22 protein-coding genes are annotated in these 23,706 nt (G+C 71.9%); 12 read left to right on the top strand and 10 right to left on the bottom strand.

Translation table 11 applies throughout. The features are described 5' to 3' along the window. Positions 1-407: 407 nt before the first annotated feature. Both ACIQPQ_RS32565 and ACIQPQ_RS32570 read left to right on the top strand, forming a co-directional pair. On the top strand, positions 408-1,133 hold the full coding sequence (locus ACIQPQ_RS32565; protein WP_401311149.1) for an XRE family transcriptional regulator: 726 nt from the start codon (positions 408-410) through the stop codon (positions 1,131-1,133). A gap of 2 nt (positions 1,134-1,135) precedes the next feature. Next, on the top strand, positions 1,136-1,609 hold the full coding sequence (locus ACIQPQ_RS32570; protein WP_401311151.1) for an NUDIX hydrolase: 474 nt from the start codon (positions 1,136-1,138) through the stop codon (positions 1,607-1,609). Here the strand turns inward: ACIQPQ_RS32570 and ACIQPQ_RS32575 are convergent. From ACIQPQ_RS32575 to ACIQPQ_RS32590, 4 genes are all read right to left on the bottom strand, one after another. Then, a complete protein-coding gene (locus ACIQPQ_RS32575; protein WP_401311154.1) occupies positions 1,597-2,163 on the bottom strand; it encodes an HD domain-containing protein in 567 nt (188 codons plus the stop codon). The genes ACIQPQ_RS32570 and ACIQPQ_RS32575 overlap by 13 nt on opposite strands. A 1-nt stretch (position 2,164) precedes the next feature. Continuing rightward, positions 2,165-2,626 (bottom strand): GntR family transcriptional regulator, encoded by a 462-nt coding sequence (locus ACIQPQ_RS32580; protein WP_401311156.1) that lies wholly within the window; start codon positions 2,624-2,626, stop codon positions 2,165-2,167. 139 nt (positions 2,627-2,765) lie between these two features. Beyond that, positions 2,766-3,872, bottom strand: a complete 1,107-nt coding sequence (locus ACIQPQ_RS32585; RefSeq protein ID WP_401311159.1) for a DUF5677 domain-containing protein — start codon at positions 3,870-3,872, stop codon at positions 2,766-2,768. Between the two features lie 415 nt (positions 3,873-4,287). Further along, positions 4,288-5,763: an APC family permease gene (locus ACIQPQ_RS32590; RefSeq protein WP_401311162.1), complete on the bottom strand. Its 1,476-nt coding sequence runs from the start codon at positions 5,761-5,763 to the stop codon at positions 4,288-4,290. Between the two features lie 660 nt (positions 5,764-6,423). On the opposite strand from ACIQPQ_RS32590, the gene ACIQPQ_RS32595 reads away from it, so the two are divergent. From ACIQPQ_RS32595 to ACIQPQ_RS32615, 5 genes are all read left to right on the top strand, one after another. Then, a complete protein-coding gene (locus ACIQPQ_RS32595) occupies positions 6,424-7,872 on the top strand; it encodes an aldehyde dehydrogenase family protein (protein WP_401311164.1) in 1,449 nt (482 codons plus the stop codon). Positions 7,873-8,133: 261 nt separating this feature from the next. Then, positions 8,134-9,531 carry an NAD(P)/FAD-dependent oxidoreductase gene (locus ACIQPQ_RS32600; RefSeq protein ID WP_401311167.1) on the top strand — a complete coding sequence of 466 codons (1,398 nt, stop codon included), beginning with the start codon at positions 8,134-8,136 and terminating at the stop codon, positions 9,529-9,531. Between the two features lie 54 nt (positions 9,532-9,585). Further along, positions 9,586-10,101, top strand: a complete 516-nt coding sequence (locus tag ACIQPQ_RS32605) for an Lrp/AsnC family transcriptional regulator (protein WP_401311170.1) — start codon at positions 9,586-9,588, stop codon at positions 10,099-10,101. Positions 10,102-10,303: 202 nt separating this feature from the next. Then, positions 10,304-11,209, top strand: coding sequence for a glycosyltransferase family 2 protein (locus tag ACIQPQ_RS32610; protein WP_401311174.1), 906 nt, complete (start codon positions 10,304-10,306; stop codon positions 11,207-11,209). Between the two features lie 443 nt (positions 11,210-11,652). Continuing rightward, a complete protein-coding gene (locus tag ACIQPQ_RS32615) occupies positions 11,653-15,186 on the top strand; it encodes a BTAD domain-containing putative transcriptional regulator (protein WP_401311177.1) in 3,534 nt (1,177 codons plus the stop codon). An 88-nt stretch (positions 15,187-15,274) separates the two neighbouring features. Here ACIQPQ_RS32615 and ACIQPQ_RS32620 read toward each other — a convergent pair whose 3' ends face one another. Continuing rightward, positions 15,275-16,990 carry a bifunctional 3'-5' exonuclease/DNA polymerase gene (locus tag ACIQPQ_RS32620; protein WP_401311179.1) on the bottom strand — a complete coding sequence of 572 codons (1,716 nt, stop codon included), beginning with the start codon at positions 16,988-16,990 and terminating at the stop codon, positions 15,275-15,277. 58 nt (positions 16,991-17,048) lie between these two features. After that, positions 17,049-17,831 carry a Clp protease N-terminal domain-containing protein gene (locus tag ACIQPQ_RS32625; RefSeq protein WP_401311181.1) on the bottom strand — a complete coding sequence of 261 codons (783 nt, stop codon included), beginning with the start codon at positions 17,829-17,831 and terminating at the stop codon, positions 17,049-17,051. 85 nt (positions 17,832-17,916) lie between these two features. On the opposite strand from ACIQPQ_RS32625, the gene ACIQPQ_RS32630 reads away from it, so the two are divergent. Further along, positions 17,917-19,041, top strand: coding sequence for a DUF2786 domain-containing protein (locus ACIQPQ_RS32630; protein ID WP_401311184.1), 1,125 nt, complete (start codon positions 17,917-17,919; stop codon positions 19,039-19,041). Positions 19,042-19,214: 173 nt separating this feature from the next. Here ACIQPQ_RS32630 and ACIQPQ_RS32635 read toward each other — a convergent pair whose 3' ends face one another. The 4 genes from ACIQPQ_RS32635 to rpmB all read right to left on the bottom strand — a co-directional run bounded on the left by ACIQPQ_RS32635 (position 19,215) and on the right by rpmB (position 21,461). Beyond that, the gene (locus ACIQPQ_RS32635) at positions 19,215-19,760 is read right to left on the bottom strand and encodes a DUF4232 domain-containing protein (protein WP_401311186.1); all 546 of its coding nucleotides are present in this window, start codon (positions 19,758-19,760) and stop codon (positions 19,215-19,217) included. Between the two features lie 210 nt (positions 19,761-19,970). Further along, entirely contained in the window at positions 19,971-20,525 is a 555-nt protein-coding gene (locus ACIQPQ_RS32640; RefSeq protein ID WP_401311189.1) for a hypothetical protein, read from the bottom strand. A gap of 290 nt (positions 20,526-20,815) precedes the next feature. Next, on the bottom strand, positions 20,816-21,121 hold the full coding sequence (gene rpsN / locus ACIQPQ_RS32645) for a 30S ribosomal protein S14 (RefSeq protein WP_383772005.1): 306 nt from the start codon (positions 21,119-21,121) through the stop codon (positions 20,816-20,818). A gap of 103 nt (positions 21,122-21,224) precedes the next feature. Continuing rightward, positions 21,225-21,461 carry a 50S ribosomal protein L28 gene (gene rpmB, locus ACIQPQ_RS32650; RefSeq protein WP_383772007.1) on the bottom strand — a complete coding sequence of 79 codons (237 nt, stop codon included), beginning with the start codon at positions 21,459-21,461 and terminating at the stop codon, positions 21,225-21,227. Between the two features lie 62 nt (positions 21,462-21,523). On the opposite strand from rpmB, the gene rpmG reads away from it, so the two are divergent. The 4 genes from rpmG to rpsR are packed head-to-tail and all read left to right on the top strand — an operon-like array spanning position 21,524 to position 23,411. Next, complete coding sequence (rpmG, locus tag ACIQPQ_RS32655; RefSeq protein WP_003999141.1) at positions 21,524-21,688, top strand: 50S ribosomal protein L33; 165 nt, start codon at positions 21,524-21,526, stop codon at positions 21,686-21,688. 6 nt (positions 21,689-21,694) lie between these two features. After that, positions 21,695-21,949 (top strand): type B 50S ribosomal protein L31, encoded by a 255-nt coding sequence (locus ACIQPQ_RS32660; RefSeq protein ID WP_383772009.1) that lies wholly within the window; start codon positions 21,695-21,697, stop codon positions 21,947-21,949. Continuing rightward, on the top strand, positions 21,946-23,172 hold the full coding sequence (locus tag ACIQPQ_RS32665; RefSeq protein ID WP_401311194.1) for a GTP-binding protein: 1,227 nt from the start codon (positions 21,946-21,948) through the stop codon (positions 23,170-23,172). The genes ACIQPQ_RS32660 and ACIQPQ_RS32665 overlap by 4 nt, the downstream gene beginning before the upstream one ends. A 5-nt stretch (positions 23,173-23,177) precedes the next feature. Then, positions 23,178-23,411, top strand: a complete 234-nt coding sequence (rpsR, locus tag ACIQPQ_RS32670) for a 30S ribosomal protein S18 (protein ID WP_401311197.1) — start codon at positions 23,178-23,180, stop codon at positions 23,409-23,411. Positions 23,412-23,706 lie beyond the last annotated feature (295 nt).

The raw sequence follows: 23,706 nt of genomic DNA on the forward strand, positions 1-23,706 counted from the left end.
GCAGATCCGTTCTTTTGAGTCGGCACGTGTCCCTGACGGGAGATGACCGACTGGTCTCCGCTCACCTCGGCTGGCGTTGTCACGGCCGTCGTAGCTGTGGCGGATCACGCTGTGGAGTTGTTACACGCGGCACGAAGCCGCTTACCAGCCGATGTGTTGCGCTCGGCCGTTGCAGTACCTGTTTTACAGGTACTGCATGGTGGTCCGTCAAGCCTGCCGACGAAACCTCTTGGCCTTGCGCCGGGACTTCTTGGCGCACACTCAGAATCACCGCAGGTCAGGGGAGTTGTTCACCCCATACGTAGACAGCTACGGGAGTTCTGGCTACCGTCAAGAACTCCCTAGAAGTCCCAACGGGGGTACGGATGTCCAACGAACGCTTGCGCTCGGCCCTCTTAGCTCGGGGCATGACCATTCAGGGGCTCGCTGAAGAGCTTGAGGTCAACCCGAAGACCGTTGAACGCTGGATCACGCAGGGCAAGGTGCCTTACCGGCGTCATCAGTACGCGACGGCCGCAGTGCTGAAGGTCGACGTCACGACGCTGTGGGATGACGCCCGCACCGTTGACAGCGCAACGGACCTGGCCAAGGCAGAGATTGGCACTGTCTACCCCCACCGGCACACGGTGCCGCCGGGGCTGTGGCGTGAGATCTACGGTCGGGCACAGAGCAGCCTTGACGTGCTCGTCTACTCCGGTCTGTTCCTGTCGGAAGATCCGCTCTTCCACGACCTTCTAAGGGCGAAGGTGGCGGCGGGCGTGCGGGTGCGCATCCTGCTTGGGGACCCTGGCAGCGCGGCTGTCCAACAGCGCGGCGTAGACGAAGGTCACCGGATCATGGACGGCAAGATTCGCAACGCCATGGTGCTCTACCGTCCGCTCATGCGGAGTCACCCGGACATCGGGTTCCGGCTGCATGACTCGACTCTCTACAACTCGATCTACCGGGCCGATGACGAGATGCTCGTCAACCCGCACGTCTACGGCATCGGTGCTTACCTAGCCCCCGTGCTGCACCTGCGACGCTTGGCCGATGGCGGGTTGTTCGACACGTACGCGAATAGCATCGAACACACCTGGGAGAACGCGCGTCAGATCACCGACGCGGACTTTGCGAGCAACACGGGAGCCTGACCATGGGACGGATCGACTACCTTCACGACCCCGACGCGCCGCCGGCCAACTCGGTTGTGCCGTCGGTCGTCGCGTTCGTACAGAAAGACGACGGTGAGGTGCTGATGATCCGGCGGTCCGACAATGGCCGTTGGGCACTGCCTGGCGGTGGCCACGACGTGGGGGAGTCGATCAGTGACACCGTCGTCCGGGAGGTCTGGGAAGAGACCGGGATCAAGGCGGAAGTCCTCGACATGTCCGGGATCTACACCGACCCGGGGCACGTGATGAAGTACGACGACGGGGAGGTCCGGCAGCAGTTCAGCATCTGTTTCCGGGCCCGGCCGGTCGGCGGTGAGGTGCGTACGAGCAACGAGACGACAGAGGTCCGCTGGGTCACCCCGGCGGACCTGTCTCAACTCGACATCCACCCCACGATGTGGCTCCGCATCCAGCACGCCATGGACCGGCCGCACGGCGCTCCCTACATCGGCTGACGCTTGGCGGCGGCCACCCGTTCGAGCACTCGCGAAGTGCTGGCGAGGATCTCCGGTTCGGCTCGCCGGATGAACGTCCCGATCAGGCTGTCCGGCCCGTACCGTCCGGTGATCTCGTTCACCCGGTCGATCGGGTTCGTGGGCGTGCCGTCCGGTGTGGTGTTCATGTCGCAGAAGCACAGCGCGTCATTGAGGTGCGCGTGCTCGCGGGGAAACTCGCCCTCCAGCTCCTCACGCAAGCCTCGCGCGTCCGCCTCCATCCACGAACACGAGTGGTGCGCAACGAGGTTGATGACTCGCTCGTCAGCTTTGGCGACGTCCCGGAGGTAGCGGGCGCCGTCAAGGGGGTGAAAGCCAGTCTTGGCAAGGTCGGGGGAGTACCCGATGTCATGCAGGACGGCCGCGGCTTCGAGCAACGCGGCGTCTTCCCCGAGGATGGGCGCGATGGTGCGTGCCCGTTCGGCGACGCCCTGCGAGTGCCGCCATCGGCGCGGCAGCGGCTCAGCCAACAGCGACTCAGCCAGGGGATAGGCCCACTCCGTCAACTCCGACAAGCTAGGAACGCTCCTCTCGAATCGGCACGGCGCGGACTGTCCGCACCTTGCCCTGCCCCCCGCTCGCCAGCACGCCGGCAGACTCCATCTTGTCCAGAGCCTTGGTCACCGTGGGGCGTGAGACCCCGAACCGCATAGCCAGCACGGAGGCACTGGGGAACGCTTCCCCTACTTCCAGCTTCTCAGCCGTGATGATGTCTGTGATCCGCTGTTCCAGCGGGCGCCGGTCCACAGGGGCGCCGGTTCGTACGACTCGCCACCGCCCACCCTTCGCGGGTTCGGCTACGCCTTCCTGCCGCAGCACACTGAACGCGCGGACTGCGACCCCCCGCGAGACCTTGTGATCGCGCATGATCTCTGCCAGAGACGGCAGCTCCGTCATGCTCGGGTCATCCTCGATCTGCCTTTTCACCGCGTCGGCAATCTTCAGGAAGGTTCCCCGAGGGTTGGCCTGCTGCGACATGCACTCTTCCTCCCTGCACTCCACGTTCGACGTCTCCAGCGTCGCATGCCACGGTGCGAGCGGCTTCCCTGGGGAAAGTTGTTGCGCCCGGCCGTCTCTAGCGCTGCACATGGTAGCTAGCGGATTGGAACTCTCAATCTCAGCGACTAGCGTACTTCGCTTCGTCTTTTCTGATTTCGTCGGCGGCTTCTTGAAATAGCTCTGGCGCCCGTATCCGTAGCTCGTCCAACGCTTTCATTGTTACGAGTCCGGTGAGATTTATGTCGCTAGGGAGACCTTTAACCAGAAGCGCCACAGTGATCTGATAGAGGGAGTTAAGGGCCATCGACGCAGGCTCCGTTAGGCCAACATTAATTTTACCTGCCCGTAGGGCGCGTTGCCCTCGAAATGTAGAGACATTTAGACTTAGACTGCGTGAACCGGCATGCACTTCATTGTTGGCCCACTTGTAGTAGCCTCGCATGTGGCTCATGCGAACTCTATTCTCAAGACCAGCGAAATTCGCGTTTGGGCAGTATTTCTTAGCCCATCCATACTGTCCCTTGAAGTCCGGGCCATACTTTGCGATCGCGGCATCGTAGCGGTCTTGGAGCTGGTCAAGGTAGCCCGCTTCGAGTGGTTCCATACCCAAAGTAATGTGGTCTGCCTGGTACTGTTTGGCGCTACTCAATAGGTCGACCACTTCGTGGTCGAGATACCTTATTGCCAAGTCGTTATTATCGGGATCGTCTACGCAGTCAGCTAGAGATCCGGCGATCACCGCCATTTCGTGCATGGTTCTGCATCGCGCTAGGGCGCCCTCGGGATATCCATTACCCAGAAGTGCATACACTTCGCCCGAGATCCGGCAAGCCTTGGCGTGAATACTGATCAGGGCATGCAGTGTCGCAGCCTGCGAGTCAGTGAGAGATTCCCGTGGTTTCGTGGCCACCTCCTCCCCTGCCTCGCGTGCGCAGGCGGAAGCGATAGCGTATGCCTCGAAGGCGGATTTGTAGCGACGGTAGAGGCGCCTATTGAAGCCCTGGTCCATTTTGCGATTTGCTCGGAATGACTTCCTGTTCTTCAGTGCGTGATCGGCTACGCGTGTCCCCATTCGGTCGGCGAATTTCTCGACCGACCCTGCGGCTATGTCGGTCAGGGCTTGCTCTTCGGTTACTTCGATCCCGGATTCCTCGATTATTTTCATGACATACTCGTGGAATTTATCGTCTATGCTGGAATTTCTTCGTTTCCTGAGAATGTGCATCGGCGGGCCCCTGAAGTCGGAGAAGTTCAGAGTAGGACACGCGGGTGCCCGTCGGTGCCCCGTTTTCAGCACGTACGGTCGCTGAGGGGTGTTGTGCTCGTCCCCGACGGCTGCGCAGCAGCGGAACCGCCGCTGCCGGAGAGCCGCACAGTCGCGTGCCGGGTCTCATTTGTGGTCTCGATTGAGGGACGTTCCGAGGTGGTCCCCTGCCGTCCGCCTGAGTCCGGCAACCTCTCTGAGCAGGCGTGGAAGGTGTCCGGTGGACGCCCATGGACGCCCCCGGACCAAGATCGGACAACTCGTAATGCGTAGGTCTCGGGTTCGAATCCCGAAGGCGGCTCAGTGGAAAGCCCAGGTCAGGATTTGTCTGACCTGGGCTTTTTTGTGTTGTGGTCGGTGGATGGGTGACGGGGGGTCAGTCCGTCTTGCTGGGGACGGGGGCTGGGGCTGGAGCTGTGGGCGTGGCCTCGGGGGTGGGGTTTTTGTCCTGGATTCTTGTTCGGTAGAGCCAGAGGGCTATCGAGGAGAGCAGGACCGCTCCGGCGATGGAGAGTTCCTTGTAGCCGCCGTAGCCGGTGATGGAGAAGCCGGTGGCGCCGACGACGAGGACGGCGGCTATGACGAGGGCGAGGACGTAGGAGAGGGGGACGAAGAAGTCGGGGAGGCGGATGGGGCGGACGGCGTCGGGGCGGTCCTTGCGGAGGAGGGCGAAGGCGGTGACGGCCAGCAGGTGGGTGAGGATGTAGCCGAGGTTGCCGGTGACGATGATGGCCAGCGGGGACTTGAGGAAGACCAGGACGAGGACGTTGATCACCAGGGCGACGGTCAGGGCGCGCGCCGGCACTCCACGGCGGTTGAGGACGCCGACCTGGCGGACGGTGAGTCCCTCGCGGCCCATGGCGTACAGGACGCGGGAGCCGTCGGCGAGGCCGGTGATCATGATGAGGAGCAGGGACGCGATGATGAACAGCACCATCAGGTCCGAGGCCCCGCCGACCAGGTCCTGGAACGCCTTGACGTAGAAGGTCGTGGGCTCCGCCGCGATGGTCTTCTCGCCGAGGTAGCCGGACAGCGACAGCGGCAGCACGATGAAGACGCCCAGGCAGAACAGGACCCCGGCGCGCAGCGCGCGTGAGGTGTCGCGGACCGTGTCCTTGTACTCGGGTGCGAACGTCGCGCAGACCTCCACGCCGAACGACGTCCACGCCATGATGTACATCCACACCAGCGCCTCGCGCAGGCCCTGCATGCCGTGCAGGTTCCAGTGCAGGCCGCTCGCGCTCCAGTCGCCCTTCAGGAACGGCACCACCATGAAGACGGCCAGGGGGATGAGCAGCAGTCCGCCGGTCACGTACACGACCCACATCGCGGCGTGCAGCCCGATCATCGCGGCGCCGAAGAGCAGCACGATCACCACCAGCCCGACCACGATCGGGAACGACAGTTCCGTCACGCCGAGTGACACAGTCCAGTCCTGGTCGGGGAACCACTGGGCCTGCACGAGCGAACCGATGATGCCCGCGTACACGGCGAGGGCCGTGGTCCAGGGGAACCAGTAGCCGATGGCGGCGATCGGCCCGACGGCGGGCGCGCGCTTCTTCCAGCCCTCCGCGGCGTAGTGGGCGATGCCTCCGGAGGACTCGGGGAACATCGCGGCCAGTTCGGTGTAGATCCAGTTGGTGGCGGTGGCGAGCACCATGGACGCGGCCCACAGGGCGATCGCGCCCCACGCGCCGAGGCCGCCGATGGACGCGCCCAGGCTCGCGATGAGGGCGGCCGGCATGGTGAGCGACATGGCGAAGCCGTCGTACCAGCGCATCTTCTTGGGCAGGGCGGCCTGTCCGTCGGGCTGAGCTGTCGGCTCGCTCGGGAGCGGCGACTGAGTTGACATGGGAGTCCCCTCCATAGGGCGCACGGGGAACGCGGGGGCGGGAGATCGCGGAGGCCGGGGCTGGGGTGGTAGCCGCTGTGGCGGAGGCCGTGGCTGCGGAGGCGCCCTGGCTGGGGTGGCTGGAAACCTCGGCGGGATGTGGCGTGGATCGCAACGGGAGCCTTCTCTCGTTATAGATGCAACAAAAACTGGCTGTCAATGCTGAGGAATCAGCAAATCTGTGGGGCGCGGTTCGCTGGGTGCTCGCCATCGGTGGGGCGGGTGTCCCGCCACTGCTGGGGCGGTGTCCGCCGTCGCCGGGGCGGGTGCTCGTCATCGCCGGGGCGGTGTCCGCCGTCGCCGGTGCAGGGGCTCGCTATCGCCGGGGCGGGTGCTCGCTGTGAGTTCCCGTCGCGGGTTCGCCGTCAGTCCGGTTCCGTCCGCGTCGCGCGCCCGGTCTGCGGCTGTCATGCGCCGTCACCGCGTACCGCCCGGTGCCTCGCCTTGTGAATGCCGCAGATTTTGGTGCCTGAATTTGCTGAGTCGTGAGCGTTGACAGTCGAGATCTGCTCGATGCACTCTGCAAGGGAGCTCGCGTCCACGTCGGGCAACGCCCTGTACCGGAGCGCCGTCCAGGTTCAGGCCACGGCCTGCATCCGTATGCACAGAGAGGCACCAACCATGAGCACCCCCGCCCCCGCCCCGCACCAGCTGTTCATCGACGGCGCCTTCACCGACAGCACCGGCACCGAGACGTACGACGTGATCAGCCCGGCCACCGCCGAACTGCTGGGCACCGTCCCCGTCCCCACGCAGGCCGACCTGGACGCCGCCGTCCGGAGCGCCAACGAAGCGCAGCGCCCCTGGGCGCGGCTCAACGTCTGGGAACGGGCCGAGGTCTGTCACCGCATCGGAGACGAACTGGCCAAGAGGACCGACGAGTTGGCCCGCCTGCTCACCCTGGAGCAGGGCAAGCCGCTCGCCGAGGCCGTCGACGACATCAAGGAAGCCGCCCAGCTGTTCCACCTGCACGCCGAGGACGCCGTCCGCCTCAACGGCGAGACCCTGCTGCCCACCAGCAACAGCAAGCGCACGTTCACGTACCACCGCGCGGTCGGCACCTGGGGCATCATCACCCCCTGGAACTTCCCGCTGCTCATGCTCGCCGAGTTCGTCGCGCCCGGCCTCGCCACCGGCAACGCCCACGTCATCAAGCCGCCCGCCAACACGCCGCTGACCGTGCTCAAGGCCATGGAGGCCTTCGTCGCGGCCGGCCTGCCCGCCGGGCTCGTCAACATCGTGCCCGGCGAGGGTGCCACGGGGGACGCGCTGGTCCGGCATCCCGGCATCCACGCGATCGGCTTCATCGGGTCCTCCGCCACCGGCGCCAAGATCCAGGCCGCCGCGGGGCTCAAGCGCTCGATCATGGAGTGCTCCGGCAACGGCCCCCTGGTCGTCCTCGCCGACGCCGACCTCGAAGCGGCGGCGCGGGCCGCGGTCTACGGCGCGTACCTCAACGCCGGACAGGTCTGCTGCGCCACCGAGCGGGTCGTCGTGCACGCCGACGTGCACGACGCGTTCGTCCAGGCCGTACTCCGTGCCGCCGAGGACGTCGTCCTCGGGGACCCGCTCGACCCCGCGACCAACCTCGGCCCCCTCAACAACGAGGGCGTGGCCGCCAAGATGGACCGTCACATGGCCGACGCCCGCGAGCGCGGCGCCAAGATCCTGCTCGGCGGCAAGCGCCGCGACGGCATGCCGACCGACCTCTACTACGAGTTCACCGTGGTCGACGAGGTGCCCCTCGACAGCCTGCTGTCCCGCGAGGAGTCCTTCGGGCCGGTGGTCCCGATCATCACCGGCGCGGACGACGACGAACTGCTGCGCATCGCCAACGACGACCGGCTCGGCCTCCAGGGCGCCGTGTTCACGCAGAATATGACGGCCGCGTACCGCTTCATCGACGAGATGGAGGTCGGCCAGGTCGTCGTCAACGACTCCACCTGCTACTGGGACATCAACATGCCCTTCGGCGGCGCCGGCGCCCGGGGCACCGGCTGGGGCCGCATCGGCGGCAAGTGGACGCTGCTCGACATGACGGACGTACGTACCGGTGTGATCAGCATCTGAGGCGTACGAAGCCTACGAAGGTTAGGAAGCCTACGAAGGTTAGGAAGCCTCTGAGGCCTCTGCGAGCTTCTGGGGCTCCCGCGGCCGCCGAGGGCCTCCTCGACCGGCTGCCACCCCCGTCGCCCGCCGCCCCTCGCCGGTCACCCGTCGCCCCTCGCCCGCCGCCTGCCGGGCGCGGTGCGCGGGCCCGGACCGTCGTCGATACGGCCCCCCGGCCCCCCGCCCCCGCCCCACCTCCGTCCGCCCCCTCCCGAGGACGTCATGACTGCCCCACACCGTGCCCAGCTCCGGGACACCGCGGCGACGCCGTACTGGCTGGACCGTCCCGAGATCCGTCCCGCCCCGCTGCCCCGGCTGACCGAGGACGTCACCTGTGACCTCGCGGTCGTGGGCGGCGGCTACACCGGGCTGTGGACGGCGCTCCTCGCCAAGCGGGAGGCCCCCGACCGGGACGTCCTCGTCATCGAGCAGTCCACCTGCGGGCACGCCGCCAGCGGGCGCAACGGCGGCTTCTGCTCACCCAGCCTCACCCACGGGCTGGCCAACGCCGCCCAGCGCTGGCCGGGGGAGACCGCGCTCCTGCAACGTCTCGGCGCCGCCAACCTGGACGCCTTCGAACGCGACCTCGACACCCACGGCATCGACTGCGGCTTCACCCGCTCCGGGAAGGTCGCGGTGGCCGCCACCCCCTGGCAGGCGCAGGCGCTGCGTTCCGCCGCCGTACTGCACGAACGCCACGGCGAGAAGGCGGTCTACCTCGACCGCGACGAGCTGCGCGACTACGTCGACTCCCCGCTCTGGCACGCTGGGCTGTGGCAGCCCGACTACGCGCTGCTCGACCCGGCCCGCCTGGTCTGGGGCCTGCGCGACGCCTGCCTCGCGCTCGGCGTCCGTATCGCCGAGCGGACCGAGGTGACCTCGCTCGACGACCGGCACCGCAGCCACGTCGTCCTGCACACCCCGTACGCCACCGTCAACGCCCGCCGTGTCGCGCTCGCCACCAACATCTACCGGCCGCTCCTGCGCCGTCTCTCCCTCACCATGGTGCCGGTCTACGACTACGCCCTCGTCACGGAGCCGCTCGACGACGACCTGCTCGCCGCCGTCGGCTGGCACGGCGACCACGGCATCACCGACGCCGGGAACCAGTTCCACTACCTGCGCAAGACCGACGACAACCGCGTCCTGTGGGGCGGCTACGACGCCGTCTACCACTACGGCAACCGCGTCGACGAACGCCTCACCCAGCGGCCCGCCACCTTCGACGTCCTCGCCGCGCAGTTCGCCGAGACCTTCCCCGCCCTCGCCGACGTGCCCTTCTCGCACGCCTGGGGCGGCATCATCGACTCCACCACCCGGTTCTGCATGTTCGCGGGCGCCGCGGACGGCCGGATCGGCTACGCCCTCGGGTTCACCGGCCTCGGCGTGGGCGCCACCCGCTACGGCGCGGAGGTCATGCTCGACCTGCTGGCCGGACGGACGACGGAACGCACCCGCCCGGCCATGATCCGGCGGCCGCCCGTACCGTTCCCGCCCGAACCGTTCCGCTACCTGGGGGTGCAGGCCACCCGCTGGTCCCTGGCCCGCGAGGACCTGCACGGCAGGCGCAATCCATGGCTGCGGACGCTCGACCGGCTCGGTCTCGGGTTCGATTCCTGACCCGGCATGATGGACGCCTCGACACGTTCAACGAACCCCACGGGAGCCGACGGCATGGGCATCACGGGAGCCGACACCCTGGACAACATCGACCGCAGAATCATCGCGATCCTCCAGGCGGACGGCCGTCGCCCCTACAGCCAGATCGCCGAGGAACTGGGCATCCCCGCCTCGTCGGTCCGGTACCGCGTGCAGCGCCTGGAGGAGAGCGGCACCCTCCAGGTCGTCGGCATCGCCAACCCCCTCACCATCGGCTTCGACCGCTTCGCGATGATCGGCATCCGGGTGCGCGCGGGCGCCGCCCAGGACGTCTGCCGCGAGCTGCGCGACCTGCCCGAGACCTCCTACGTGATCATGACGGCGGGCCGGTTCGACGTGATGGCCGAGGTCATCTGCAAGGACACCGACCACTTCACCGACCTCGTCAACCGGCGCCTCCACCAGATCGACGGCGTCCTCGCCACCGAGTCTTTCTTCGTCCTGGAGGTCCACAAGCTGGCCTACGGGTGGGGGGTACCGGCGGTGGACACCCATCTGGAGGAGTCTCGGGAGGACGCCGCGGGGGCGTGAGCCCGGCACCCTGGGCGCCGCGGGCACGCGTCGCGTCCCTCCCTCGGCCCACCCGCCTCGCCGACCCGCCCCGCGCCCCGCAGAATCGAGGCACTTCGACGCCCTCCCCGGACGACGTCCCACCCTGGGGCACCATCTAGGTGAACGGCGGGCGCCGCGTGGTCAGGGCGGGGCGGCCGCCGCGGGGGCAGGACGGGACGGGATGAGGGACGACGTGATGGAGCCGAGGATCGCCGTCGCCGTGGTGACCATGGGGAACCGGCCCGCCGAGGTCGACGCCCTGCTGGAGTCCGTGGCCAAACAGGACCTCGCGCCCGCCCGGATCGTGATCGTCGGCAACGGCTGCCCGCTGCCCGAGTTCGCCCGGCGGCTCTCCCTCCCCGGCGAGGTCACCGCGGTGGAACTCCCGGAGAACCTCGGCTGCCCCGGTGGCCGCAACGTCGCCCTCGCCCGGCTGCGGGCCCACGGCGACATCGACGTCGTCGTCGAACTGGACGACGACGGCCTCCTCGTCGACGCGGACGTCCTGCGCCGCGTCCGCGACCTCTACGCCGCCGACCCCCGCCTCGGGATCGTCGGGTTCCGGATCGCCGACGAGCAGGGCGTCACCCAGCGCCGCCACGTCCCGCGCGCCGGGGACGCCGACCCGATGCGCGGCGGATACGTCACCAGCTTCCTCGGCGGCGGCCACGCCCTGCGCCTCGCCACCCTCGACGAGACCGGCGACTGGCCCGCCGCCTTCTTCTTCGCGCACGAGGAGACCGACCTGGCCTGGCGCGCCGCGGACGCGGGCTGGCGCATCCTCTACGCCCCCGAGATCCTCCTCCAGCACCCGCGCACCTCGCCCGCCCGGCACGCCATCTACCACCGCGTCACCGCCCGCAACCGGGTCTGGCTGGTCCGGCGCAACCTTCCGTGGCCGCTCGTGCCCGTGCACCTCGCCGTGTGGATCGGCGTCACGCTGCTGCGGACCCGTTCGGCCGCCGCGCTGCGCGCCTGGTTCGGCGGATTCGCGGAGGGCCTGCGGGAACCGGCCGGACCCCGGCGCCCCATGCGCTGGCGGACGGTCTGGGCGCTCACCCGGCTGGGCCGCCCCCCGGTCATCTAGAAACCCGTGTCGGGACCGCCGGGAAGCGGGGGAGGGGCTGGGGGGAGGGGGGACAGCGCGGGCCCCGGTCGTTCACCTCCACCGACCGAGGCCACACGTGCCTACGGACCCGGCCGCGGCGGCGACACTCCCCCGAGCGACGCGTGTACGCGCGTACCGTCGGGCCGGCTCCGATGTTGTGATCACATCAGGTCGCACCAACAGATCGCTAACATAAGGTCAACGGTTCGCCGCATCGTCGCTGGTCGCCTGGCCTGAAGTCGCCGGGCGGCCACCGGGGAGCGCCGTGACTTCGGCCGATCACCCGGGAACCGGTACAGACAGGATGGCGGAATACTGCCGTGTCCGGGCGGGAACCCGCTACCGGGGCGGCGCAACGCGCGCACACGCTGCGCGCACGGAGCGCTCCCGGCGGCGGGCGTGCGGAAAGGCGATGGTCGGCGATGCGGCGGTACGGGCTGCGGTTCGGACTGCTGGGGCCGCCCGTCCTTTACGACCCCGGACCCGTTTCCGGTACTGGTCCCAGTCCCAGTCCCAGTCCTGGTCATGGTCATGGTCCTGACCTCCCGCCCGGTGCCGGTGCCGGTGCCGGTGCCGGTGCCGGTGCCGGTGCTGGTTCCGGTCCTGGGCAGGCGCTCGCCCTCGACCCGTACCCCCACCCCCAGGGCGTCCGCGGCATCCGCAGCCCCAAGGCCCGTGTCCTGCTCGCCGCCCTGCTGCTGGACGCCGGGCGGATCGTCCCCGTCGACGCCCTCAAGGAGGCGCTGTGGCGCGGCGCCCCGCCCGCGTCCGCGCAGGCCTCGCTGCACAACCACGTGACCCGGCTGCGGCGGCTCATCGACGATCCCGGGCGGCTGCGCGCCGTACCGCCCGGCTACCGGCTGCGGGTCGAGCACGGCGAACTGGACGTCCACCTCTTCGAGGCACACCTCGCCGTCGCGCGCCGGGCGCACGCCGCGCGCGAATGGCGGCGCGTCCTCGACGCGTGCGCGGCGGCGCTCGCCCTGTGGCGGGGCACCCCGCTCAGCGGTCTCCCCGCCGACCTGGGCGGCTACGCCTTCGTCCAGCGCCTCGACGAGGCCCGCCTGCTCCTCCTGGAATGGCGCTACGACGCCGAACTGGCCGTCGGCTGCGCCCGCCCCGACCGGCTGGTGCCGGAGCTGGCCGCGCTCACCGCCGAGCATCCGCTGCGCGAGGCGTTCCACCGGCAGCTGATGGCCGTCCTGCACCGGGGTGGCCGCCGGGCCGAGGCGCTCGCCGTCCACCGGGACCTGCGCACCCGGCTCGTCGAGGAACTCGGCATCGAGCCGGGCCCGGCCGTGCGCGAGGTCCACATGGAGGTGCTGCGCGGCGAGCCGGAGACGCCCGCGGAGTCAGCGGCGCGGCCTGGGGTGCCTGCCGCGGAGCCGCCATCTGCGTCCGTAAAGTCGCCATCCACGTCCGCAGTGCCGTCGGCCGTGTCCACGGTGCCGCCATCCGCGTCCGCGGTGCCTGCCACCGAGGCGCCGACCCCGGCAACGCCCCCGTCCCCGTCCCCGGCGCCCACCGCCCCGTACACCCCACCCGTCACCCCCCGCCCCGCCCAGCTCCCGCCGCCCCCGGCCCACTTCACCGGCCGCGCGGACACCGTCCGCCGTCTCCACCGGGCCCTCGCCGCCCGTCCCGGCGAGCACCAGGGCGCCGGTCCGCTCGTCGTCAGCGGGATGGCCGGCGTGGGCAAGAGCGCGCTCGCCCTGCACGTCGCCCACGCGTTGAAGGAACGTTTCTCCGATGGTCAGCTCTACCTCAACCTGCACGGCGCCACCCCGGGCATGACCCCCCTCCCGGTCGGGCAGGCACTCGCCGCCCTCCTGCGCGACCTGGGCACCGACCCCCGGAGCATCCCCGAACACCCGGACACCGCCGCCGCGTTGCTGCGTACCCTGCTCGCCCCCACCCGCACGTTGCTCGTGCTGGACGACGCCGCGCACGCCGCGCAGGTACGCCCGCTGCTCCCGGCGGGGCCGGGCTGCGCGGTGATCGTCACCAGCCGCTCACCGCTCACCGCGCTCGACGGCGCCCACCGCTTCCCCCTCGGGCCGCTCCCCGACGAGGACAGCGCCGCCCTGCTGCGAGCCGTCTCGGGCCGGGCGGGCCTGCGGGCCGGGCATCCGCTCGTCGGCCTCACCGGACGGCTGCCGCTCGCCCTGCGTGTGGTCGCCGCCCGGCTCGCCGCCCGCCGCGCCCTCACCCCGGACGCCCTCGCCAGTCAACTCACCGACACGGGGAGCCGGTTGTCCCACCTGGAGTACGACGACCTCAGCGTGCGCCGCTCCCTGGCCGTCGCCCACGACGCCCTCGCCGCGTCCGACCGAGCGGCCGACCGCGACGCCGCCCTCACCCTGCGCCGGATCGGCGCGCTCGACCTGCCCTCCTACGGAGTCCCCCTGCTCGTCCGGCTGACCGGCACCGACCTCCGCCGCACCGAGGCCGCCCTCGACCGCCTCGTCGAGGTGGCCCTCCTGGAGGAGGTCTCGTACGGCCGGTACGCGCCCCACGACCTGGTCCGCGACTACGCCCGCGAGCTGGCCGAAGCGGAGACCGGGGCGCGGGCGGAGCACGGCACCCCCGCTCCCTCTCCCGCCGCTTCCCGCCTGAGCGCCCTGCACTGGTACGCGGCCGTCGCCGAGCGGGTCCTCACGGCCGTCGTGGCACCGGGGCCCGACCGGGACGACCGCCGCGTCCCCACCTCGGCCCAGCCGCCCGCCCACGCGGCCCACGTCCACGACGTCCCGCCCTTCGACGGCCCCGAGGCCGCCTTCGCCTGGGCCGACGGAGAGCTGGAGAACATCGTCGCCCTGGTCAGCGATGTGGTGAGCGGTGTGGTGAGCTATGTGGTGGGGGAGAGCGGGGGCGAGGCGCCGGGTGAGGCAGCCGCGGACGCGGCGGGCCGTACGGCGGCGGGCCGTACGGGGGAAACGGGGGACACGCAGTCGTCTGCCGACGCCTCGCCCCGGGACGAGCTGCGGCCTGCCGACGACCGGACCCCGGACAGGCCGCCGTCCCCCGACGACCGGCGGCCCCCGGACACCCCGCCGTCCGCCGAGGACGCCCTCGTCTCCACCCTTCTCCGCCTCCTCTTCCCCTGTCTCCGGCACGGTGGCCGGCTGGCCGAGATGGACGTGCTGGGGCGGGCGGCCCTGCGGGTGGCGCGTCGGCTCGGGGACGCGGCGGCCGAGGCCTACGCCCTCGGCGACCTCGCCGCCCTGCACTTCCTCACCGGCCGCCAGAAGGACGCCCTCGCCCTCAACGACCGCGCCCTGGAGATCTGGCGGCGTCTCGACGGGCTCCCCTGGATTCGGCGCTGCCTCAACAATCGGGGCCTGCTGCTGGAAGGCCTCGGCCGGTACGCCGAGTCGGAGGAGGCGCTGAGCCGGAGTCTCGGGTACTCCCGTCAGCTCGGGGACCGGCACGGCGAGGCCGTCACCCGCAGCCACCTGGGCAACCTGTACGAGCACACCGACCCGCGCGCCGCGATCGAGCAGCACCGGCTGTCGCTCGCCCTCGCCGAGGAGACCGGTGCCGTGCTCGTCCGGCTCTCGGCGCACTGCAACATCGGCTACGCGCATCTCACCCTGGGCGAACCGGCCGCCGCGCGCCCGCACTTCGAGGAGAGCCTTCGTCTCCTCGGCGGTCACGGCGACTGGCACGGCGAGTCCCAGACGCGCCTCGGCCTGGTCCGCGCTCTCCGGCTGCTCGGCCGGACGGAGCGGGCCGACGCCGAGTGCGAAGAACTCCTCGCGCGCGCCGACGCCCGGGGCGACCGCTACACCGGGGGCCTGGCCCGGCACCAGCGCGGGCTGCTGCTGAGCGGGCGCGGTGCGGGGGAGGCGGCGCGTGAGGAGTGGCGGCGCGCGCTCGCCGCGCTGGAGGGCACCGACGAGCAGGCGGTCCTGACCGAACTCCGCGCCCTGCTGGACACGCCCCCCGGTCCCTGACCCCTCCCCGCCGGGCTTCGACCTGGCCTCACCCCTCCCCACCCGGCCTTCCCTCCTCCTCAACGGGCTTCCCCCTCCCTACGTCTCCTCACTTGGCGTCCGCGTAGCACCGCACGACCGCCGTGGTGAACGGGAACCGCACCGGCGTCTCCCCGAAGGTCAGCCGTCCCGCCAGTTCCGCCGCCTCCCGTATGGCGGCGACCACCGTCTCGGCCTCCTCTGCCGGGCAGTGCACGATCACCTCGTCGTGCTGGAAGAAGACCAGGCGCGCGGCGAGGCCCGTGCAGGACCGGCGCAGCGCGGCCAGCATCAGCAGGGCCCAGTCGGCGGCGCTGCCCTGGACGACGAAGTTGCGGGTGAACCGGCCGCGCGCGCGGGCGTCGGAGGAGGCGTATCCCGGCACCCACGGGCGGGCGGGGCCGGTGTCGTCGTCGCCGGTGGGGATGCCCGCCTCGTCGTTCCCCGTGTCCTCGGCGCCGCCCTCCTCACCGGCTCCGGCACCGGCGGCGGGCGGGCAGGTGCGGCCCAGCCAGGTCCGTACGAGGCGGCCCTCCTCGCCCGCGCGCGCCGCGTCGTCGACGTAGGCCACCGCGCGCGGGAAGCGGCGGCGCAGCGCGGCGAGGTTCTTGAGGCCGTCGCCGGAGGTCTGGCCGTACACCGCGCCGAGCACGGCGAGCTTGGCCTGCTCGCGGTCGCCGGAGAAGGCGCGCTCGGAGACGGACTGGTAGAGGTCGGTGCCGCGGCCCGCGACCTCCATGAGTCCGGGGTCGCGGGAGATCGCGGCGAGGACGCGGGGCTCCATCTGGTCGGCGTCGGCGACGACGAGCCGCCAGCCGGGGTCGGCGACCACGGCCCGCCGGATCACCTTGGGGATCTGGAGGGCGCCCCCGCCGTTGGTCACCCAGCGGCCGGTGACGGTGCCGCCCGCCAGGAACTCGGGGCGGAAGCGGCCGTCGCGGACCCAGTCGTGCAGCCAGGACCAGCCGTGCGCGACCCAGATGCGGTACAGCCTCTTGTACTCGACGAGCGGTTTCACGGCGGGGTGGTCCAGGGACTCGATCTCCCAGCGGCGCGTGGACCGGACACGGATACCGGCCTGTGCGAACGCCTTCACCACGTCGGCGGGGAGATCCGGGCGGACCCGGCGGCCGAAGGCCGCCGACACCTCCTCCGCCAGCTCGGCCAGTCTGCGGGGCTCGCCGCCGCCCGTGTACCGCTCGCCGAGCAGGTCGTGCAGCACCTCGCGGTGGACGTCGGCGCTCCACGGCAGCCCCGCCTGGTTCATCTCGGCGGCCACCAGCATCCCCGCCGACTCGGCCGCCGTCAGCAGCCGCATCCGGTCGGGGTGCTCCGCCCGGTCGTGCCGCCGCTGCTGTTCCGCGTAGACCTCCAGGAGGTCGGTGAGCGGCAGGCCGGTGTCCTGCGGTTCGAACAGCGGGGACTGCGCCCCCGGCGCGGCGGCCCGCGGTGGCGGGTCCGGCGGTACGGGACCGCCGCGCAGGCGGGCGAGGGCGGCGGCGGCCGAGCGGGGCTCGCCGTGCCGTCCCTCGTGGCCCAGGAGGAGGGTCTCGGCGTCCTCGACGTCGTAGCACCGCTCGACTCGCACCCCCGTGGCGAGCAGGCGCGGATACACCTCCGCCGTGGAACGCCAGACCCACCGGCTCACGCCGGGGCGGGAGCGGACCGCCTCCGCCAGGTCCGCCTCCTGGACCACCGGCCCCGCGGGCAGCCCGTCCCGGCCGAGGGGGGCGACCCATGCGCCGCCCCCCTCGGCCGGGACGAGCGCCCAGCGTTCGAAGGCCATGCCGCGAGTCTCGCAGGGGGGTCTGACAACGGCCCGCCCGCAGAGGTCCCCCGGCGCGTCAGACCCCCGCCTGGCCCCCGGCCTCCGGGCTCTTGGTCTCCTGGCCGTCCGTGTCCTGGCCCCGCGCCGCCACGAACTGCGCCAGGGCCCGCGCCACGTACTCCTCCACGCCCGCCTTCCGCACCCCGAGCCCGCTGAGGACGCCGGTGCCGTTCTCGAACTCCAGCAGGGCCAGCAGAAGGTGCTCGGTGCCGATGTAGTTGTGGCCGAGGCGCAGGGCCTCGCGGAAGGTGAGCTCGAGGACCTTCTTGGCGTCCGAGCCGTAGGGGACCAGTTCGGGCACCTCGGCGACGGGCGGCGGCAGCGCGGCGCCCGCGGCCTCCAGCACCGCCTGGGTCGAGACGCCCTGCTCGGCGAGCGCGTGCACCGCCAGGCCGTCCGGCTCGGCCAGCAGGCCGAGGACCAGGTGGACGGGTGCGCCCTCGGCGTTGCGGGCCGTCTTCGACGCGTTGTGCGCGGCCATGACGACGTTGCGCGCGCGCGGCGTGTACCGGCTGAAGCCCTGGCTCGGGTCGAGGTCGGCGGACTCCTTCGGCACGAACCGCTTCTGCGCCGCCTGGCGGGTCACGCCCATGCTGCGGCCGATGTCGGTCCAGGAGGCGCCCGACCGCCGCGCCTGGTCGACGAAGTGGCCGATCAGGTGGTCGGCCACGTCCCCGAGGTGCTCGGCGGCGATGACGGCGTCCTGGAGCTGGTCGAGCGGTTCCGGGTGCACCTTCTTGATGGCGTCGATGAGGTCGTCCAGACGGACGGCTGCCGTGGGTTCCGGTCGCGAGGTCATACTGTCAACGTAGGGTTGACACCCGTGAGTGTCAACCCTGGGTTGACATGGACGGGCCGCTACGCGCGCGTGGCACGATCCAGGGGTGAGCAGCTCCACCACGACCGTCGCACGCGCCTTCCGCGCGGCCCTCTACGACGCCACCGACACCGCCCTCGACACGGGCGCCTCCCTCCTGGCCTCCGACCCGGCCGCCGACGCCGACCTCGCGCGCGAGGGCCGGGAGTTCGTGGCCACGGCCTGGCGGCGCGGCTGGCAGCCCGCCGACCTTGTACGGATCGCGGCGCGCGACCTGGACGACGTCCACGTACGCCTGCTCGCCGACCTCGTGCGCGCGCAGGCCCCGCAGGACCGTGCGCGCGGCCCGCGCTGGGCGGCGCAGCTCGCCGAGCTGCCCGGCGCCGCGGGGGACGCCGACGCCCCGCCGCGCGCCGACCGCTTCTCGCACGCGACGACGGTCCTGGAGCTGTACCGGCTGCTGCTGCGGCTGCCCACCCTCGAACCGCTCCAGGAGGTCACCGCGAGCGGACAGCCGCGTTCGGCCTCGCCGATGCTGGGCCGTATCCGCGCGCTGCTCGCCAAGGCGGAGGCGACCGGGTTCCCGGAGGAGGCGGAGGCGCTCACCGCCAAGGCGCAGGAGCTGATGGCCCGGCACAGCGTCGACGAGGCGCTGCTCGACGCGCAGGCCCCGGCACCGGACGCGCCCGGCGCCTGCCGGATCGGCGTCGAGCCGCCGTACGAGCAGGCCAAGGCAGTGCTGCTGGACGCGGTGGCGCGCGCGAACCACTGCCGCGCCGTGTGGAACGAGGCGTACTGCTTCTCCACGGTCGTCGGCTTCGAGGCCGACCTGGAGGTGGTGGAACTGCTGCACACCTCGCTCCTGGTGCAGGCCCAGTCCGCGATGGCGAAGGCGGAGGCGGCCCAGCGCGCGGGCGGGCGCCGCCGCACCAAGACCTTCCGCCAGTCCTTCCTGGCCGCCTACGCGCACCGCATGGGCGACCGCCTGGTCACCGCCGCCGAGACCCCGGTCACCGCCGACCTGCTGCCGGTCCTCGCCTCGCGCGAGGTCGCCGTCACGGCGGCCACGGACCGCATGTTCCCCGCCACGACCACCACCCGGCTGCGCGGCGTCACCGACGAGGCGGGCTGGACCGAGGGCGCCGAGGCCGCCGACCGCGCCCGCGTCCACGACCGCCCCAGCCTGCCCTGACACTCCCGCGGACCCCGGCCGCGCGTGCGACCCGTACGACACGCGCGCGGAACGTTCACCGCGCGCGTCGCACGCGGCTCCCGGCCCCCGAGCCGGTCGCCCGACCAGCCGGTCGACAGCCCGTCCCGCCGGTCGACAGCCCGTCCCGCCGGTCGGTCGTCCGTCCCCGCCGGTCAGTCGCCCGTCGCCTGGAACCCGCTCACCGTCGCGTCCGGCGTCTTCGCGTCCTTGAGCGCCACGGCGCCGTACGACCACGTGGCGCTCTCCGTCTCGGCGGCGTCCGGCAGGCCGTACGTCAGCGTCGTCGCGGCCAGGCCGCCGTCGGCGCCGTCCGCGGCGCGCACGTACGTGACGGTGAAGGCGGCTGTGCCCTGCTCGGCGAGGGGCAGCGGCTGGGCCTGGGCGGCCGGGTCGCGGGGCACCGTGACCTCGGTCCCGTCCTCCGCCGCCAGCGCGACCTTCGGGAAGCCCTTCAGGGTGCAGGTGCCGCCGTTGTTGGTGACCGTGACGGTGACGTTGCCGGTGTCCCCGGCCGCGGGCGCCGCGTTGACCGCGCCGACGGCGAGCCCCAGGTCCCCGCCCGCGCAGTCGGCGGGGGCGGCGGACGACCCCGAGGCCTTGCTCTCCCCGTCCCCGGCGGTGTCGTCGCCCCCGCCGCCGCAGGCGGTGAGCAGAAGGGCCGCGGCGAGAGCGGTGACGGTGATCGGAACGGCGCGCATGTGAATCCCCGGGTGACGACGTGACGGTGCTCGAAGGATCATCACGTACGCGCGCGCACGTCCACCGCGCGCCCCACCCGTCCGCCACGCGCCCCGCCCGCCCGGAGCACACAACACCCCTCACACGCGCGGCCTTTCGAACCGACCGGAACCCCGCCACGCCAAGGTGCCACGGCGCTGCTACGGCGTTACCGCTGCGCTGCTACGGCGCTACGACCCCAGCCCCACCGTCGGCAGGTCCGACGGCCACTGGCCGCCCTCGGCCTTGGTGTACGTCTCCTTGCCCGCGCCGCCCTCCCAGGTGACCTGGAGCGTCTTGCCGTCCACGGAGTCCACCATGCCGACGGTGCGCGGGGCCTTGTCGTTGTTCGCGCCCGCGCACTTCAGGCGGATCATCGTCATGTCCGCCTCGTCGCCCGCGCTGCCGCTGCACACGGTCCCGCCGGTCACGAACAGGGCCGCCTGCTTGCCGGTGACGACCAGGGCGACGGCCTTGCCGTCCGCGGTGGCGAGCCAACTGCCCTCCAGATCGCCGGAGGCGGGCGCCGACCCCGAACCCCCCGTACCCCCGCCCGTACCGCCCCCGGTCTCCGCGCTGGAGGTCCCGCCGCCCGAGGCCGGGGGCGCGGAGTCGGACCCGCTGCCCCCGTCGTCGTCACCGCCGCCCCCGCTGCACGCGGTGAGCAGGAGCGATCCCGCCAGGACGGCGGTGGTGGCGGCGCGCACCGCCCGCCGGTACGGACGTGAGCAGGTCACCAGGGTCACGGCGGGCTCCCGAGCTGTGGCCGGACGAACCGGCGGGCGGGCGGACCGGCGGACCCGGCGACGCGTCTGGACCGACCGGCGACGGCCGGCCCCGGAACACGTCGGCGGACCGGCGGACCGGCCAGGACCGCAGCAAGCTACCAGCCGGAAACCCCGGCGCCCAGACCCGCCGTACGCCCTGCCCGGCGCCCACCGGCTCCCCGTCCCGTGCCCCTTGGCCGCTCCTTCGCCGCCCGTTCGCCTCCTTTTCGGGCCTCCCGCCGCCTGCCGAGGCCGCCGTTTCCCGTGGGCTACCAGGACGCCTTCCGCACCCCCGGCAGATGGCCCGCGTGCGCCTGCCCGCGCAGGCTCACCCGGGACAGGCCGAACGTACGGAAGTAGCCGCGCGGCCGTCCGTCGATCTGGTCCCGGTTGCGTACGCGCGTCGCGCTCGCGTCGCGCGGCTGGCGGTCCAACTCCCGGCGCGCGGCCAGCCGTTCCGCCTCCGTGGAGGACGGCCGCCGGATGATCTCCTTCAGCTCGGCCCGCCGCTCGGCGTACCGCGCGACGACCTCCCGCCGCCGCTCGTTCTTCGCGATCTTGCTCTTCTTCGCCACGCCTACTCCTCGTTGCCGGTGGTCCCGGTGGTCCCGGTGATCCCGCTTGTCCCGGTGGTCCTGGTGGTTGCTGTGGTCCCGGCACCGCTCACATCCGCACCCCTCACACCCGCACCCCCCGCGCCCTGATCCGGGCCACGGCCGCCTCGACGCCGATCGCGTCGACCGTGCGGATGCCCTTGGTGCTGAGCCGCAGCCGGACGTGCCGCCGCTCGCTGGGCAGCCAGTACCGCTTGGACTGGATGTTGGGGTCGAAGCGGCGCGAGGTGCGCCGGTGGGAGTGGGAGATGGAGTTGCCGAAGCCGGGCTGGGCGCCGGTCAGCATGCAGTGCGCGGACACAGGTGACGTACCTCTCGTCGAAGCGTGCTGTTAATGGAATTCATTTTCAGTAAGATAGCAGCATGGCACGCAACGAACTGCGCCCGGTCATCAAGCTCCGCTCCACCGCGGGGACCGGCTACACCTACGTCACCCGCAAGAACCGGCGCAACGACCCGGACCGTATGACCCTGCGCAAGTACGACCCCGTCGTCGGCCGCCACGTCGACTTCCGAGAGGAGCGCTGATCCGCGATGCGTGAGGGAATCCACCCGCCGTACGGTCCCGTCGTCTTCCGTGACCGGGCCGCCGACTACGCCTTCCTGACCCGCTCGACCATGACGAGCGAGAAGACGATCGAGTGGGAGGACGGCCGGACCTACCCGGTCGTCGACGTCGAGATCTCCGACGTCAGCCACCCCTTCTACACGGGCACCGCCCGCGTCCTGGACACCGCCGGCCGCGTCGAGCGCTTCGAGCGCCGCTACGGGATGCGGGGCGGGGCGTGAGCCTGGCGGTGGCGATCGTCGGCGGGCTGCATGCCGAGGCCCGCCGCGCGACCGTGGACCGGCTGCTCGCCGAGGTGCCCGGCAGCGTCGTCCTCCACCACGACCTGGCGACCGCCGCCGCCGGCACGGTCGTCCGCACGATCCGGGACGCCAGCGGCATCCTCTCCGCAGGGGAGGCGCCCCTGGTCAACGACTGCGCGTGCTGCGCCTTGCGCGAGGACCTGGTGCCCGAACTGCTGCGCCTAGCGGACGACGGCACCACCCGCCTCGCCGTGGTCGAGCTGTGGGACTCGGTCGAGCCCAAGGCGATGGCGGAGGTGGTGGCCGAGGCCGCGGGCGCCGTCGGCTCCGGCGCCCGGGGCTCCACCCGCGGCCCCCTGACCGTGACCGGCGTGATCACCGCCCTCGACCCGGCGCTGCTCCTGCCGTACCTCGGCAACGGCGACGACCTCGCCGAACGCGGCCTCGCGGCGGCGGCCACCGACCAGCGGACCGTGGCGGACACCTTCGCCCGCCAGCTGGAGTACGCCCCCGTCCTCGCCGTCCTGGACTCCCCGGAGGCCGACGACGAGGACCGCGAACTCCTCGCCCAGCTGCACCCCACGGCCCGTCAGGTCGCCGTACCCCTGCCCCCGGCCGCCGCGGACCCCGGGCCCACCGGTCGGGGCGCCGCCCCGCGCCGACGCTCCGCCCTCGCGGACGCCGCGCTCGCCGGGTTCGACGTCGAGGCCGCCGCGGCGGCCCAGCACCCGGCCTGCGCGCTGCTGCCCGCCGAGGCCGACGCGCACGGCGTGACCACCCTGGTCTGGCACCGCCGCCGCCCCTTCCACCCCGAGCGGCTCTACGCGGCCCTGGAGGACCTGACCTGCGCCGCCGCCCGCAGCCGGGGACGGTTCTGGCTCGCCGACAAGCCGGACACGCTGCTGCACTGGGACGCGGCCGGGGGCGCCCTCTGCGTGGAGTCCGCGGGGCCCTGGCTCGCCTCGCTGCCCGACGCCGCCTGGGAGCTGCTGCCGCCGGTACGCCGGGCCGCCGCCGCCCTCGACTGGCACCCCGAGCACGGCGACTGCTGCCAGCACCTCGTCTTCACCTCGCCCGGCCTCGACCGTGACGGACTGGAGAGCCTGCTGGAGTCCTGCCTGCTCACCGACGTCGAGTACGCCGCCGGGCGCGCCGCCTGGAAGCGGCTCCCGCCCGCCTTCGACACCCTCCTGGAGGTCTGACCCCCGTGCCCCGCAAGACCGAACGCAAGCCCGTCCGCAACCGGCCCAACCCGCTGGACGAGGCCGGGATCACCTACATCGACTACAAGGACACCGACCTGCTCCGGAAGTTCATCTCCGACCGGGGCAAGATCCGCAGCCGCCGGGTCACCCGTATCTCCGCCCAGCAGCAGCGGCAGCTCTCCCGCGCGGTGAAGAACGCGCGCGAGATGGCACTGCTCCCGTACACCGGCCGCTGAGCCCGGGGACCGCCCGGCGGCTCGCCACCCGGCCCCGGCCCGCTCCACCCCGTTCCGCCCCGCCCCGTTCCGCCGCGCTCCACCCGTTCCGCTCCGGCTCGCACCGTCTCCGTACGGCTCCCTCCCCCGGCCGTACGAGGGGAGGGCGGCCCCGTGTCCACCCGCCGCAGTCGGGCCACGGAGGGCGGAGCCCGACGGGTGGACGTCCGTGCGCTGCCGCCCTTGGCCCGAGCGACCCTCACCCCCGTGGACGACCTCCCCGTCGCGCACGGGGGTGAGCGCTTTCCACGAGCCC

The organism is Streptomyces sp. NPDC091281 (genome assembly GCF_044757425.1).
Classification (GTDB): Bacteria; Actinomycetota; Actinomycetes; order Streptomycetales; family Streptomycetaceae; genus Streptomyces.

Coding starts and splice junctions, on each gene's coding strand:
- ACIQPQ_RS32565 (WP_401311149.1), top strand. CDS start 408: ATGACCATTCAGGGGCTCGCTGAAGAGCTTGAGGTCAACCCGAAGACC.
- ACIQPQ_RS32570 (WP_401311151.1), top strand. CDS start 1,136: ATGGGACGGATCGACTACCTTCACGACCCCGACGCGCCGCCGGCCAAC.
- ACIQPQ_RS32580 (WP_401311156.1), bottom strand. CDS start 2,626: ATGTCGCAGCAGGCCAACCCTCGGGGAACCTTCCTGAAGATTGCCGAC.
- ACIQPQ_RS32585 (WP_401311159.1), bottom strand. CDS start 3,872: ATGCACATTCTCAGGAAACGAAGAAATTCCAGCATAGACGATAAATTC.
- ACIQPQ_RS32590 (WP_401311162.1), bottom strand. CDS start 5,763: ATGTCAACTCAGTCGCCGCTCCCGAGCGAGCCGACAGCTCAGCCCGAC.
- ACIQPQ_RS32595 (WP_401311164.1), top strand. CDS start 6,424: ATGAGCACCCCCGCCCCCGCCCCGCACCAGCTGTTCATCGACGGCGCC.
- ACIQPQ_RS32600 (WP_401311167.1), top strand. CDS start 8,134: ATGACTGCCCCACACCGTGCCCAGCTCCGGGACACCGCGGCGACGCCG.
- ACIQPQ_RS32605 (WP_401311170.1), top strand. CDS start 9,586: ATGGGCATCACGGGAGCCGACACCCTGGACAACATCGACCGCAGAATC.
- ACIQPQ_RS32610 (WP_401311174.1), top strand. CDS start 10,304: ATGAGGGACGACGTGATGGAGCCGAGGATCGCCGTCGCCGTGGTGACC.
- ACIQPQ_RS32615 (WP_401311177.1), top strand. CDS start 11,653: ATGCGGCGGTACGGGCTGCGGTTCGGACTGCTGGGGCCGCCCGTCCTT.
- ACIQPQ_RS32620 (WP_401311179.1), bottom strand. CDS start 16,990: ATGGCCTTCGAACGCTGGGCGCTCGTCCCGGCCGAGGGGGGCGGCGCA.
- ACIQPQ_RS32625 (WP_401311181.1), bottom strand. CDS start 17,831: ATGACCTCGCGACCGGAACCCACGGCAGCCGTCCGTCTGGACGACCTC.
- ACIQPQ_RS32635 (WP_401311186.1), bottom strand. CDS start 19,760: ATGCGCGCCGTTCCGATCACCGTCACCGCTCTCGCCGCGGCCCTTCTG.
- rpmG (WP_003999141.1), top strand. CDS start 21,524: ATGGCACGCAACGAACTGCGCCCGGTCATCAAGCTCCGCTCCACCGCG.
- ACIQPQ_RS32660 (WP_383772009.1), top strand. CDS start 21,695: ATGCGTGAGGGAATCCACCCGCCGTACGGTCCCGTCGTCTTCCGTGAC.